Source organism: Polaromonas sp. (assembly GCF_030689685.1).
In the GTDB taxonomy this organism is placed as follows: domain Bacteria; phylum Pseudomonadota; class Gammaproteobacteria; order Burkholderiales; family Burkholderiaceae_C; genus Polaromonas.
In genome coordinates, this window is record NZ_JAUYEY010000078.1 from 21,209 (window position 1) to 34,605 (window position 13,397).

The following is a 13,397-nucleotide window of genomic DNA, read 5'->3' on the forward strand; positions in this document are numbered from 1 at the left end:
GCGATTAATAGGCTTTGGGCGACGAAGCCGCCGGTGCTGCTGGTGCGGCCCAGGCCGGCGCCTGGGTGAACTTCACGGCCGTGCCTTCACGCAGGCTGCCGACGGCGCTTTTGATGACAACGTCGTTTTCAGCCAGGCCCTGAACGGCCACCATGGGCTCGCCGTCGGCCGCGTCCTTGCCGCGTACACCCAGCTCAACCGGCTTGTGGGCAATCTGATTGTTCTCGACCACCTGCACATAGGGCGCGGGCTTGTCGGTGCGCACTGCGCTGACCGGCACTGCCAGCAGCGCCGCGCGCGCCATGCCCAGCGTGCCCTGTGCAAACAGCCCTTGCCGCAAGCCCGCACTCGCGGCCGTGTTGTCGATGGACAGGTAGACCAGCACGCTGCGGCTGCCAGCCTGCGCACTCGGGTTGATGCGGGCCACGGTGGCGGTCACGGTTTGCGCGCTGCCCTCGATGCGCAGCGTGGCGGTCTGGCCGGGGCGCACGGCCAGTGCGTCGGCCGCGCTGAGACTGGCTTCGAGTTCGAGCCGGCTCAGGTCCACGATCTCCAGCACCTTGGTGTCGATGCCGACACGCTCGCCCGGCTGCGCCAGCCGCTGCGCAACCTGGCCCGACAGGGGCGCGCGCAGCACCGTGTCGTCCAGCGATTTTTTCGCCACCGCCACGGCGGCCAATGCGGCGTTGTGGTTGGCCTTGCCGGCGTTGAGGTTGGCCTGCGAGGCGTCCAGCGCGGTTTTCGAGATGAAGCCCTGGTTCACCAGCGCCTGGTTGTTGTCGAACTGGCGCTGCACGATGTCGATCTGCGCCTTGGCCGAATCGGCCTGCTGCTGCGCCTGCATTACGCGCGCCTGGTACTCGCTGGCGTCCACCCGCGCCACCACCCGGCCGGCCTTGACGAAGTCGCCTTCGCGCACCGTCAGGCCTTGCAACTCACCGGCCACGCGCGCCTTGACGAAGGCCGAGTTGATGGCCTTGAGGGGGCCCGACAGCGCCAGGCCCTGGCTGAGCTCGCGGGTTTTTGCCTGCAGCACATCGCTGGCGGCCAGCTCGACCACGGTCTGTGTCTTGGCTGCCCCGGCTGCGGCCAGGGCCTGCTGCTGCGCCCGGCGCGCCGACAGGGCGCTGACCACCGCTGCTGCCAGCAACAACAAAATCAGGCCGATGATGGTCCACTTGATCCAGCGTTTCATGCCTTGCCTTTGGCGGGTTTGCCGGCGGGTTGGACCGACAGGCCATACAAGATGATGTCTACCTGGGCGGCAATGTATTTTTCAGCGTTGCCGAGCAGGGCCGGGTCGCCGCAGGTGCCGGCTGAATGTTTGGACAGAATCAAGAAAATCATGGGCGCAATCACGCTGTAAATCGCGTAGTCGAGGTTCATGGGCCGGAACTCGCCGCAGTCGATGCCGCGCTGCATGATGCGGCGAATCAGCGCCTGACCGGGCTGGATCACTTCCTGCTGGTAGAAGGCGGTGATCTCGGGGAAGTTACCGGCCTCGCTCATCATGAGTTTGGTGAGGCCTGAGGCGCGAGTGGCGCCGACCCGCTCCCACCAGGTGGTCATGCAATACGTCAACATCTCGGCGGCCGTGCCTTCAAAGGATGCAAACTCCTCGTTCCATTCCTTGAAGCGGCCCGAGATGTTTTCACGCACCACGGCTTTGAAGAGTTCTTCCTTGCTTTGAAAATAGAGAAACAGCGTGCCCTTGGAGACGCCGGCGCGGGCCGCCACTTCCTCGGCGCGGGTGGCGGCAAAGCCTTTTTCAACAAACAGGTCGAGCGCGGCGTCCAGCAGTTCGCCGGGGCGCGCGTCCTTGCGGCGCTCCCGTTTGACGGACAGCGCACTGGTTTTTTCGCAGAGGAATTTGGAGATGGACATAAATTACTGACTGGTTGGTTAGTAATGTAGCGATTCGCTAGATGCCCGTCAAGCCGTCACTCTGCAGTGCAGGGTTGAAGACGCGTGCGCGGTTGAAGTAAAGCTCAGGTAAAGCGATTTACCAGCAAACCCAGCCATTCCTTGAGCACGAGCTGGGAGGTACCCAACCCGTCTGCCGAAGGCGTCCATTGCAGCACGCCGTTGCGGCTGGGCAGGATAAAACCCATGGGCGCGCGCACCACGATAAAGCCTGCGCGTTCAAAAGCGCCGACAGCGCGCGGCATGTGCCAGGCGTGCGTGACCAGCGCAATCCGCTGGACTTTGTCTTTCTGCATCAGCGTTCTGAGGAAGCGGCCATTTTCAGCCGTGTCGCGTGACTGGTTGTCGACCCAGCGCAGGGCCAGGCCGTAGTCTTGTTGCGCCGCGCGGCGTGCCACTTCGCCTTCGGACGCCACTTGTTCGCCGGCTGCGCCCCAGCCCAGCCCACCCGCAAAAGCCACGGGCAAGCCCGTTTGGCGCGCCAGCCAGGCGCCGTAGCGCAAACGCAGGGTGGCTGCAGCTGAGGCCTGTGGCTCGCCGTACTCGGGCGCCACCGGGTGCACGCCACCGCCCAGCACCACAATGGCCTGCGCGCCGCTGCTTTTCAGGGCCGCGACCGACAAGGCGGTTTGTTGCGGCAGCAGATTCTGCGCCAGCCAAACAGCAACTGCATGGCAGCTCAGCAGCCAGAGCAGGGCCGCCGCCACAAAAGCCAGCAACAGGCCGCCTGCCTTTTTCCGCGCCGCCAGCAGCAGCCCCAGCCCGGCCAGCAACAGCAGCGAAGCGGGCGGCAGCAGCAGTGCGGTCAGGACCGGCTTGAGTTCACCTAATGCAATCATTGAAAACGCTCTTAAATTAATAGCTGCTTACGCCCGCGTGGTATGGGCTAGAGGCCAATTTGACCATTAAAAACGCCGTACGCAGCCGTGTCTGAGGTTTTTGGGCCGGTGCGACCAGTGACTGGCTATTTTCCAGGATGATGGTTGTTTGATTGCTGTATATAAAAAAGGACGAGGCATGGAACAAAACTCAACAACTGAAGCTGGCGGCCCAGCCTTGCAGACCCTCACGCTGGGCGGGGGTTGCTTCTGGTGCACCGAAGCGGTGTTTGTGCAGGTGCGCGGCATTGTTGACGTGGAGTCGGGTTATAGCAACGGCCACGTCAACCGGCCGACCTATGACCAAGTGTGCACCGGAACCACCGGCCACAACGAGGTTGTCAAGCTGGTCTACGACCCGGCGCAGATCAGCTTGCGCGCAATTCTGGAAATTTTCTACGTCATCCACGATCCGACCACACTCAACCGCCAGGGCAACGACAGCGGCACGCAATACCGCAGCGGCATTTACTACACAACGCCCGAGCAGAAGCAGATTGCCGAAGACATGGTCAGCGCATTGAACCGCGACAAGCTGTTTGGCAAACCTGTGGTGACCGAGGTGCTGGCGCTGTCCAACTACTCCGCCGCCGAGGAATACCACCAGGACTTCTTCGAGAAAAACCCGGACCAGGGTTATTGCATGGCAGTCGCCGGCCCGAAGGTGGCGAAGTTCCGTAAAACCTTTTCGGAATACGCCAAAGCTTGAGTCCGCCGGGGGGCCGAGCCCCACGCTAAACCCGTCGCTGCCTCTTCAAATGTCCTATTGACAGAACAATAGGACTGTTCTTACGATGCGCCCATGGCCGCCACCTTGCCGATGACCAAGTACCACCAGATTTATCTGGTGTTGCGTGAGCAGTTGCATGAAGGCCGGTTTTCTGCGGGGCTGCCCGGCGAACTGAACCTGATGCAGCAGTTTGGTGTGGCGCGTGTCACCGTGCGCCGTGCGCTGGCGCAGCTGGCTGAAGAGGGGTTGATCTCGCGCGAGCCGGGGCGTGGCACCCGCGCCCTGGACCCGGTGGCATCCCCGGCAGCGCCGCGCAGTACGGTGGGGCAACGCGCCCAGCTCACGGGGCTGCTTGAAAACCTGGTCAGCATGGGGCTCAAAACCTCGGTCAACGTGCTGGAAGTGGAGATGGTCACCGCTTCTGCCAATGTTGCCAATGCCTTGCAGCTCCAGCCTGGCGATGCGGTGCAAAAAGCGGTCAGGGTGCGCAGCACGCGCGAAGGCCCGCTGTCCCACATCACCACCTATGTGCCGGCGGACATCGGCCGCCAGTTCGGGCGGCGCGAGCTTGCAAAAAAACCGATTCTTGTGCTGCTCGAAGAATCTGGCGTGACCGTGGGCCGCGCGCACCAGACCATTTCGGCCCGGCTGGCCGACGTGGCGGTGGCCCGGCACCTGGATGTTGCTGTGGGCTCGGCTCTGCTGGCGGTGCGCCGCCTGATCTACGACGACCAGGACCGCCCGATTCAATGGCTGCATGGCCTGTACCGTCCGGACAGGTACGAGTATGAAATGCAGCTCTCGCGTGTTGGCAGCATCGATGCCAAGGTCTGGGTCAGCAAAGAGTTGTCGGCCCAGTTTCAGTAAGTCATCACTCCCATTCCCCCATTAGCTACATCAACCAGGAGAAAGCCATGCGTACACGTCGCCACTTCATGTCCCAATCTGCTGCCGCTGCTTCGGCGCTGGCTTTTCCACTGGTCGGGGGTGCGCAGCCCAAAACGATCAAGATCGGTGTGCTGCACCCGGTGACGGGCGCACTGGCCTACTCTGGCCAGCAGTGCCGCGAAGGCGCGCTCATGGCCATCGAAGACATCAACAAGGCGGGCGGCATCAAGGCCATGGGCGGGGCAAAACTTGAGGCCTTGCTGGGTGACGCCCAGTCGCAACCGCAGGCCGGTGCGGCTGAGGTGGAGAAGATGAACGAGGCGGGCGTCTCGGCCGTGGTCGGGGCTTTCGCCTCGGCCATCTGCCTGGCGACCACCCAGACGGCGGCCAAATACGGCTTGCCGCATATTGTGGACATTGGCGTGGCGGACCAGATCGTCGAGCGCGGCCTGAAGAACACCTTCCGCTTTGGCCCGGGCTACCGAAAATGTGCTGAAGTGGCGGTGGCCAACCTGCATGCGCTCAATACCGCAGCCGGCAAGCCGGCAAAGACGGTGATGATTGTTCATGAAGAGTCGTTGTTCGGCAGCGGCACCGCTGCCCTGCTGTCGCGCGAGCTGCCGGGTTACGGCTACGACGTCAAGGAAGTCATCAAACACGCGAACCCAACGCGCGACTTCAACAACATTGTGCTGCGCATGAAGGCGGTCAACCCGGACATCGTCATCCCGGCCAACTACTACAACGAGTACGCCTTGCTGGTGCGCACCATGCAGCAGCAAAAGGTCACACCCAAGGCGATTTATTCCGTACTCGGCGGCGCCGCTTCCAGCTACAAGTTTGTCAAGGAGTTTCCGGATGCGGCCAACGGCATCATTGACTGCAACCACTGGTTCAACCCCAAAGACAAACGTTCGACGGCGCTCAAAAAACGGGTTGAGGCCAAGGGTCTGTTCTTCAGCTACGAGATTTTCAACACCTACACCGCCATGATGCTGTTGGCTGATGCCCTGGAGCGCGCCAAGTCAGGTGATCGGGCAGCCATCATCGATGCGCTGGAAAAATCGACCTTCGCCGATCACTTCATGCCCTACGGCCCGACCAAATTTGTCAATGGCCAAAACACCGGTGCGCAGCCGCTGATGACGCAGGTGGTCAAGAACGACATCAAGGTCATCGTCCCGCGCGATTACCGCGAGACCGAGCCGATTTTCCCGCTCAAGGCTTGATGCGACCGCTGACCGGATGTTCGATTCAGGAATCCTTTTCCCCTCGCTGCTCAACGGCATCACCACCGGGGCGGTTTATGCGCTGATTGCGCTGGGCCTGACGCTGATCTACGGCGTGCTGCACATCATCAACTTTGCCCATGGGGCGGCATTGATGGTGGCGCTGTATGCGGTGTACCTGCTCAAGCAGCACTGGGGGATCGATCCTTACCTGGCGCTGCCGCTGGTGGTGCCCGGCATGTTTGCGCTGGGTTATGCGCTGCAGCGCCTGATCATCAACCGGTCCAGCCACGGCAAGGACGAAAACATCCTGCTGGTGACCCTGGGCATTTCCATCGTGCTGGAGAATGCGGCCCTGCTGCTGTTCAAGTCCGACACACGCACCATCGAGACGGCCTACACGCTGACCACTGTCGCCATCGGCCCGGCCATGATTGCCTTGCCCAAGCTGGTGGCGTTTGCCGGTGCGCTGGTGGTCTCTGCCCTGTTGCTGTGGATTGTCGGCAAGACCGACCTGGGCCGCGCCATCCGCGCGGTCGCCAAGGAAAAACACGGCGCCAAGTTGATGGGCATCGACGTGGACCATGTGTACGCCATGAGTTTTGGCATAGGCCTGGCCTGCCTGGGCGCGGCGGCCTGTTTTTTGTTGCCGGCCTACTATGTCAATCCGCAGGTCGGCAGCGGCTTTGTGCTGGTGGCTTTCACGGTGGTGGTGCTGGGCGGCATGGGCAGCTTTGGCGGTGCCTTGCTGGGTGGCCTGCTGATCGGCGTGGTCGAGTCGCTGGGCGGCTTGTACCTGGGTGAGTCGCTGGGGCAGATCGGCATTTTTGCCATCTTTATTGCGGTGCTGCTGTTTCGCCCGCAAGGCCTGTTTGGGGCCCGGACATGAAGGGCGGCCTCAAAGACCTGGCGGGCATCGCCGCGTTTGTGCTGCTGGTGGCGGTCATTCCGCTGCTGACGGACTCTGGCGTGGTGCTGAACTTTGTCATGATGGCGCTGTATGCGGCCTTGCTGGGCCAGGCCTGGAACATTCTGGGCGGTTTTGGCGGGCAGTTTTCTTTTGGTCATGCGCTGTTTTTTGGGACCGGTGCCTATATCCAGGCGATGGCCCAGTTGCATGGCGGCCTCAACGCCTGGCTGGCCCTGGCCCTGGCGGTGGCGGGCAGTGCCGGCATTGGGGCGCTGGTGGGCGCACTGACTTTTCGCTACGGGCTCAAGGGCTCTTACTTTGCACTGGTGACGCTGGCTTTTGCCGAGGTGTTTCGCATCCTCGCGCTTTCGGTGCCTTTCACCGGCGCCGGGGTGGGCCTGATGCTGCCGCTGCAGGAGTCGTTTGCCAACATGCAGTTTGGCTCACGCAAGGGTTATCTTTACCTGGTGCTGGCTTTTGTGGCGGCTGCCTTGCTGGTGACCTGGTGGCTGAAAAACTCGCGCTTCGGCGCCTACCTGCAGGCGGTGCGCGACAACGAGGACGCCGCGCGCGCCATCGGTGTCAACCCCTTCGGTGTGAAGCTGGGCGCGATTGCGCTGTCGGCCGGCTTCATGGGCGCGGGCGGCGCTTTTTATGTGCAGGTGTTCCAGTACATCGACCCCAGCATTGCCTACGGCCCCGGCGTGTCGGTGGAGGCACTGGTCGCCGCGATTGTGGGCGGCATGGGCACCTTGTGGGGGCCGCTGCTGGGCGCGCTGGTGCTGCATCTGCTGGCCGACATCACACGCAACCTGTTTGGCCAGTTGCCCGGCATCAACATGGTGATTTATGGCGTGGTGCTGGTGCTGATCGTGATGTTTGTGCCGCGTGGCATCGCGGGCCTGGGCGCCACGGCGACAGCACTCTGGCGCAGGCGCCAGCAGAAAACCGGGGACCGGCGTGGCTGATTGTCTGCTGGCCATCCAGGGCCTCTCAAAATCCTTTGGTGGGTTGAAGGCGGTGCAGGACGTCAGCCTGGCTGTGCCCGCAGGCAGCCTGACGGCGCTGATCGGCCCCAACGGCGCCGGTAAAACCACGCTGTTTGCGCTGATGTCGGGTTTCCTGATGCCCGACAGTGGCCAGGTGCTGTTTGACGGGCAGGATATCACTGGCCGGGCACCACACCTCACTGCGCGCCTGGGCATGACACGCACCTTCCAGATCGTGCAGCCTTTCGCCACGCAGACGGTGCGCGACAACATTGCTGTGGGTGTGCATCTGCACTTGAAAGACCGGCGCGCTGCGCTGGCGCAGGCCGAAGAAGTGGCTGCCCGTGTCGGCCTGAGCGCGCAGCTGGACAAGCCGGCCTCTGACCTGACGGTGGCGGGCCGCAAGCGGCTGGAACTGGCGCGCGCCCTGGCAACACGGCCGCGCCTGCTGCTGCTCGATGAGGTGCTGGCAGGCCTGAACCCGCAGGAGATCGCCGAGATGATTCCGGTGGTGCGCGGCATCATGCAAGGCGGCGTGACGGTGTTGATGATTGAACATGTGATGCAGGCGGTAATGAACCTGGCGCAGCATGTGTGGGTGCTGGCGCAGGGCCAGCTGATCGCCCAGGGCTCGCCGGCCGAGGTCACCGCCGACGAGAAGGTGGTTGAAGCCTATCTGGGCCATGGCACGGCCGCGCGCCTGCGTGCCGCTGCACTGGCGGGCAAGAGCGAGGCACTGCCATGACGCCCTTGCTCGAGATTCGTGGCCTGCATGGCGGTTATGGCCAGGTCGAAGTGCTGCGCGGTGTGGACCTGGCGGTGCAGCCCGGCGAAATGGTGGCGCTGCTGGGCAGCAACGGCGCGGGCAAGTCCACCCTGAACAATGTGGTCAGCGGCATTTACCCGGCCTGGGCCGGCTCGGTGTTTTTTGACGGCCAGGACCTGAGTCGTGCGCATTACCGCGACGTGGTCAAGGCTGGCTTGATTCAGGTGCCTGAGGGGCGCAAGGTGTTTCCCAACCTCAGCGTGCTGGAAAACCTCGAGCTCGGCTCTTTTGCCCGGGCACGGGAACGCCGGGCCGTCAACCTGGAAAAAGTCTTTGGCATCTTTCCACGCCTCAGGGAGCGCCTGCAGCAACTGGCAGGCACCATGAGCGGCGGCGAGCAGCAGATGCTGGCGATTGGCCGAGGCCTGATGGCCGAACCGCGCTTGCTGATCCTGGATGAACCGTCGCTGGGTTTGTCGCCATTGCTGGTGGACGAATTGTTCGCTTTGATACGGCGGCTGCGTGACGGCGGCCTGGCCGTGCTGCTGGTGGAGCAGAACGTCGGCCAGTCACTCGAAATTGCTGACCGCGCCTATGTCATGGAAAACGGCAGCATCCGTTTTTCGGGTAAGCCGGCAGACTTGCTGTGCAGCGACGAGTTGCGCCGCGCCTACCTGGGGCTTTGATGGCCGATACACCCTGTCTGATGCGGGCTCTGGAGACTGAACATGAAACGTCGTGACATTTTGCTATCGTCCGCCGCGTTGCTGGCGTCAGGCGCACATGCGCAAACCGTAGCCACACGCATTCTGGTTGGCGCGCCGGCCGGCGGCTCCACCGACACGTTGGCGCGTACGCTGGCCACTGAGCTCGGCCGACTGCTGGGCCGTACCGTCATCGTTGAAAACCGGCCCGGCGCCGGCGGCAATATTGCAGCCGAAGCCGTGGCCAGGGCCGCGCCCGATGGCAACACGCTGCTCATGAGTTTCACCAGCCATGCCATCAATGCCTCGCTGTACCCCTCACTGCCGTTTGACCCGGTCCGTGACTTCACGCCGCTGACCTGTGTGGCCACATCGCCCTCAGTGCTGGTGGCCCACCCCTCGGTGCCGGCCAAAGACGTGCGCGAGCTGATTGCGCTGGCCAAGGCGCGACCCGGAAAATTGAATCTCGCCATCGGCGCGGTCGGCTCGTCGCTGCATCTGGCGGGTGATCTATTCAAGATGCAGGCCGGGGTTTTCATCGTGAACATTCCCTACCGCGGCACGGCGCCAGCGATTCAGGACGTGATCGCCGGCCAGGTCGAACTGATGTTTGCAGCAATCGGCAATGCGCAGGCGCAGGTGCGCGCTGGCAAGCTCAAGGCGCTGGGCGTGACCAGTGCGAAGCGCCTGCCGCAGTTTCCCGACGTGCCCGCAATCGCCGAGGTGTTGCCCGGTTATGAGTCCAGCGCCTGGTTTGGCCTGTTCGGCCCCGCGCGCTTGGCCCCCGAGCTGACCCGGCGCATCAGTGATGCCGCACGCCAGGCCATCGCCTCGCCCGATGTGCGCAAGCGCCTGGAAAGCGAAGGCTCGGTGCCGGTTGGCAACAGTCCGGAGGAGTTTGGCCGCTTCGTGCAATCGGAGATCACGCGCTGGGCCAAGGTGGTGAAGTTCTCGGGGGCCAAGCCCGAATGAGCACGCCCGCAGCCCCGGGCCAAACCCTGGCGCAAAAACTCATCGCGCGTGCGGCGGGTGTGGCGTCTGTGCAGCCCGGTGAGATTGTCACCTGCAAGGTGGACATGGCCATGTTCCACGACTCGTCCGGCCCGCGCCGGCTCAAGCCCATGCTGGAAGCGCTGGGCGCGCAGATCTGGGACAAGTCGCGCGTGGTGCTGGTGATGGACCACTACGTGCCCGAGCGTGACGACGAGTCGCGCCAGATTGTGCGTATTGCGCGTGACTGGGCGCGTGAGCAGCACCTGCCCCATGTGTACGACAGCCAGGGCATTTGCCATGTGGTGGTGGCGCAGCAGGGCCACATCCGCCCCGGCATGTTCTGTGTGGGCGGCGACTCGCACTCGCCCACGGGCGGGGCTTTTGGCGCCTACATGTTCGGCATCGGCAGCACCGAAATGCTGGGCGTGATGGTGACCGGCGGGATCTGGCTGCGTGTGCCGCGCACCGTGCGCATGTGCTGGGATGGCCGGCTGACCCCCGGCGTTTGCGCCAAAGACATGATGCTGCACATGATTGCCCGCTTCGGCATGAACGGCGGCCAGTACCAGGCGGTTGAATTTTGCGGCCCCGCAGTGCAGGCGTTGGCCATGAACGAGCGCATGACGCTGTCCAACATGAGCGCCGAGCTGGGCGCGCAAGCCGGGCTGATTGCGCCCGATGCGACCACGCTGGCCTGGCTGGCGGCGCAGGCGGCGCAGGCCGAAAAAATTGATAAAAAAGTGGCTCCAGCCCAGGCGGAACGTGCGCAGGCAGCTATCAAATCAATAGCAGATATAAATCAATGGCAGACCGATGCGGCGGCCCTGGACAGCCCCGACTGCATCACCCATCGCTTCGACGCAGCCGCACTCGAGCCCGTGGTGGCCGCGCCGCACAGCCCGGCCAATGCGCAAGCGGTGTCGGCGTTTGCCGGCACAGCCATTGACGTGGCCTACATCGGCGCCTGTACCGGCGCCAAGCTCGACGACCTGCGCGCCGCCGCGCAGGTGTTGCGTGGCCGCCGCGTGGCCAGCGGCGTGCGGCTGATGGTGGCGCCGGCCAGCCTGCGCGACCAGGAAGCAGCGCGCGACGAAGGCGTGTTGCAGATCCTGCAGGACGCCGGGGCCGAGTTGTTTCCCACGGCCTGCGGCGCCTGCGCCGGTTTTGGCGACACGCTGGGTGACCACACCACCGTGATATCGAGCACGGCGCGCAACTTCAAGGGCCGCATGGGCTCGGCGACCGCACAGGTCTATCTGGGCTCGCCCTACACGGTGGCGGCGTCGGCGCTGCACGGCAAAATCACCGACCCGCGCGAGGAGCTCGCATGAGTCAGTCCAGACCCTTGGCCGGCCATGACGCGGGCGTCTGGCGGCTGGGCGCCGACGTGGACACCGATGCGCTGGCCCCGGGTCATGCGATGAAACATGGCGTGGACACCATGGCCCGTTATTGCCTGGAGCAGCTGCGGCCAGATTTTGCGGCGGGTGTGCGGGCGGGTGATGTGCTGGTGGCAGGGCCCAACTTCGGCATTGGCTCCTCGCGTGAGCAGGCGGCTTCGGTGCTGGTGGCGCTGGGCGTGGCAGCGGTGATTGCGCCCTCGTACAGCGGCCTGTACTTTCGCAACGCCTTCAATGTCGGCCTGCTGCTGCTCACCTGCCCGCAGGCCGGGGTGCTGGAGGAGGGCGAGCGTATTGCCTTCGACGCGCGCAGCGGCCGTATCACGCGCGCAAACGGCGAGGTACTCGCGGCCGAACCCATTGCTGACTTTCTTCTCGCCATGGCCGGTGCCGGCGGGCTGCTTGCCCAACTTCAACAATCCCTCACCTCAAGGAAAACCGCATGAGCCCGTCCCCACGAAAACCCATCTACGACCTGCTGATCAAGAACGTGCGGGTGGTGCGTCCGCACGGCAACGTGGTGCATACCTCCGACATCGCCATCCGGGACGGCAAGATTGCCAAAGTGGCGCCCGCCATCGACGTGGCCCTGGCCAAACAGCTACACGACGGCCACGGCCGGCTCGCCTTTCCGGGTGTGGTTGATGCGCACATGCACAGCGGCATCTATTCACCGCTGGAAGAAGATGCGATCAGCGAAAGCAAGGCGGCGGCCATGGGCGGAGTGACGTCCAGCCTGAACTACTTCCGCACCGGCCAGTACTACCTGAACAAGGGCGGGCCCTACAAGAAGTTTTATCCCGAGGTGCTCAAGCTCGCGAAAGGGCGCTTTCATGTGGACTACGGTTTCCACCTGGCGCCCATGGACGGCACACACATCAAGGAAATCCCCGAGCTGATCGAAAAGTTCGGTGTCTCCAGCTTCAAGATATTCATGTTTTATGGCTCGCATGGCCTGCACGGCGCGTCCAACTCGCAGAAAGACTTTCTGATGATTGGCGAGGAAGACCGCTACGACTATGCACACTTTGAATTTGTCATGCGCGGCGTACAGGCCGCGCGCGAGCAAATGCCCGAGCGCGCCAAACAGATATCGCTGTCGCTGCACTGCGAAACCGCCGAGGTGATGACGGCCTATACAAAAATCGTTGAAAAGGACAAGTCACTCAAGGGCCTGGCTGCCTACAGCGCCTCGCGGCCCCAGCACTCCGAAGGTCTGGCGGTGTTCATCGCCAGCTACCTCGCGCACGAAACCGCGCTGACCAACATCAACCTGCTGCACCTGTCCTCGCGCAAGGCCGTGCAGGCCGCGATGATGATGGCCGAGACTTTTCCGCACATTGACTTCAAGCGCGAGGTCACCATCGGCCACCTGATGCTGGACATCAACAGCAAGGCCGCCGAGCTGGCCAAGGTCAACCCGCCGATCCGCCCGCGTGAAGATGTCGAGTTTTTGTGGGAGGCGCTGCTGGCTGGTGAGCTTGACTGGGTGGTCTCCGACCATGCCTGCTGCCGCCACGAGATGAAGATTCCCAAACATTACTTTGGCAATATCTGGATGGCCAAAAGCGGTTTTGGCGGCACTGAATACCTGCTGCCGTCGCTGATCAGCGAAGGCACACGCCGCGGCATGAGCTACAACCACATGGCCAAAGTCACAAGCTGGAACCCGGCCCAGCGCTACGGTCTGAACCGCAAGGGCGACATCGCCGAAGGTTTTGATGCCGACCTGGCCTTGGTGGACCCTGGCAAGACCTGGACCATCTCTGCCAAAAATTCACCTTCCACCCAGGGTTACACACCGTTCGAGGGGCTGGAGCTGTCAGCCCGGGTGGAAGAAACCTTTTTGCGCGGCAATCTGATTTACCAGGACGGCCAGGTCATTGGCAAGCCGCGCGGCGAATATTTGTTCCGGCCGACCGCCTGATGGCATGCCGCACGCGATCTTGCCTTGCTCCCTCGCCCTCCGGGAGAGGGCAGGGGTGAG

Annotated in this window: 14 protein-coding genes; 11 read left to right on the forward strand and 3 right to left on the reverse strand. The window is 63.3% G+C overall.

Features of this window, described 5'->3' with window-relative positions:
- Positions 1-4 precede the first annotated feature (4 nt).
- The 3 genes from Q8O29_RS17015 to Q8O29_RS17025 form a co-directional block, all read right to left on the reverse strand.
- Entirely contained in the window at positions 5-1,195 is a 1,191-nt protein-coding gene (locus Q8O29_RS17015) for an efflux RND transporter periplasmic adaptor subunit (protein ID WP_305564929.1), read from the reverse strand.
- Positions 1,192-1,884, reverse strand: coding sequence for a TetR/AcrR family transcriptional regulator (locus tag Q8O29_RS17020; RefSeq protein WP_305564931.1), 693 nt, complete (start codon positions 1,882-1,884; stop codon positions 1,192-1,194). Before Q8O29_RS17020 ends, Q8O29_RS17015 begins: the two co-directional genes overlap by 4 nt.
- A 104-nt stretch (positions 1,885-1,988) precedes the next feature.
- Positions 1,989-2,762, reverse strand: coding sequence for a YdcF family protein (locus Q8O29_RS17025; RefSeq protein WP_305564933.1), 774 nt, complete (start codon positions 2,760-2,762; stop codon positions 1,989-1,991).
- 178 nt (positions 2,763-2,940) lie between these two features.
- On the opposite strand from Q8O29_RS17025, the gene msrA reads away from it, so the two are divergent.
- From msrA to Q8O29_RS17080, 11 genes are all read left to right on the forward strand, one after another.
- Positions 2,941-3,510 carry a peptide-methionine (S)-S-oxide reductase MsrA gene (gene msrA / locus Q8O29_RS17030; RefSeq protein ID WP_305564935.1) on the forward strand — a complete coding sequence of 190 codons (570 nt, stop codon included), beginning with the start codon at positions 2,941-2,943 and terminating at the stop codon, positions 3,508-3,510.
- 93 nt (positions 3,511-3,603) lie between these two features.
- Positions 3,604-4,398 (forward strand): GntR family transcriptional regulator, encoded by a 795-nt coding sequence (locus Q8O29_RS17035; protein WP_305564937.1) that lies wholly within the window; start codon positions 3,604-3,606, stop codon positions 4,396-4,398.
- A gap of 47 nt (positions 4,399-4,445) precedes the next feature.
- Positions 4,446-5,648, forward strand: coding sequence for an ABC transporter substrate-binding protein (locus tag Q8O29_RS17040; protein ID WP_305564939.1), 1,203 nt, complete (start codon positions 4,446-4,448; stop codon positions 5,646-5,648).
- 16 nt (positions 5,649-5,664) lie between these two features.
- Positions 5,665-6,537 (forward strand): branched-chain amino acid ABC transporter permease, encoded by an 873-nt coding sequence (locus Q8O29_RS17045; RefSeq protein ID WP_305564941.1) that lies wholly within the window; start codon positions 5,665-5,667, stop codon positions 6,535-6,537.
- Positions 6,534-7,526 carry a branched-chain amino acid ABC transporter permease gene (locus tag Q8O29_RS17050; protein WP_305564944.1) on the forward strand — a complete coding sequence of 331 codons (993 nt, stop codon included), beginning with the start codon at positions 6,534-6,536 and terminating at the stop codon, positions 7,524-7,526. The genes Q8O29_RS17045 and Q8O29_RS17050 overlap by 4 nt, the downstream gene beginning before the upstream one ends.
- Entirely contained in the window at positions 7,519-8,292 is a 774-nt protein-coding gene (locus Q8O29_RS17055) for an ABC transporter ATP-binding protein (RefSeq protein ID WP_305564945.1), read from the forward strand. The genes Q8O29_RS17050 and Q8O29_RS17055 overlap by 8 nt, the downstream gene beginning before the upstream one ends.
- The gene (locus tag Q8O29_RS17060; protein WP_305564947.1) at positions 8,289-8,999 is read left to right on the forward strand and encodes an ABC transporter ATP-binding protein; all 711 of its coding nucleotides are present in this window, start codon (positions 8,289-8,291) and stop codon (positions 8,997-8,999) included. Before Q8O29_RS17055 ends, Q8O29_RS17060 begins: the two co-directional genes overlap by 4 nt.
- Positions 9,000-9,041: 42 nt before the next feature.
- Positions 9,042-9,989: a tripartite tricarboxylate transporter substrate binding protein gene (locus Q8O29_RS17065; protein ID WP_305564949.1), complete on the forward strand. Its 948-nt coding sequence runs from the start codon at positions 9,042-9,044 to the stop codon at positions 9,987-9,989.
- Positions 9,986-11,341, forward strand: coding sequence for a 3-isopropylmalate dehydratase large subunit (locus Q8O29_RS17070; RefSeq protein ID WP_305564951.1), 1,356 nt, complete (start codon positions 9,986-9,988; stop codon positions 11,339-11,341). Before Q8O29_RS17065 ends, Q8O29_RS17070 begins: the two co-directional genes overlap by 4 nt.
- On the forward strand, positions 11,338-11,856 hold the full coding sequence (locus tag Q8O29_RS17075) for a 3-isopropylmalate dehydratase (protein ID WP_305564953.1): 519 nt from the start codon (positions 11,338-11,340) through the stop codon (positions 11,854-11,856). Before Q8O29_RS17070 ends, Q8O29_RS17075 begins: the two co-directional genes overlap by 4 nt.
- On the forward strand, positions 11,853-13,337 hold the full coding sequence (locus Q8O29_RS17080; RefSeq protein WP_305564955.1) for a dihydroorotase family protein: 1,485 nt from the start codon (positions 11,853-11,855) through the stop codon (positions 13,335-13,337). Before Q8O29_RS17075 ends, Q8O29_RS17080 begins: the two co-directional genes overlap by 4 nt.
- Positions 13,338-13,397 lie beyond the last annotated feature (60 nt).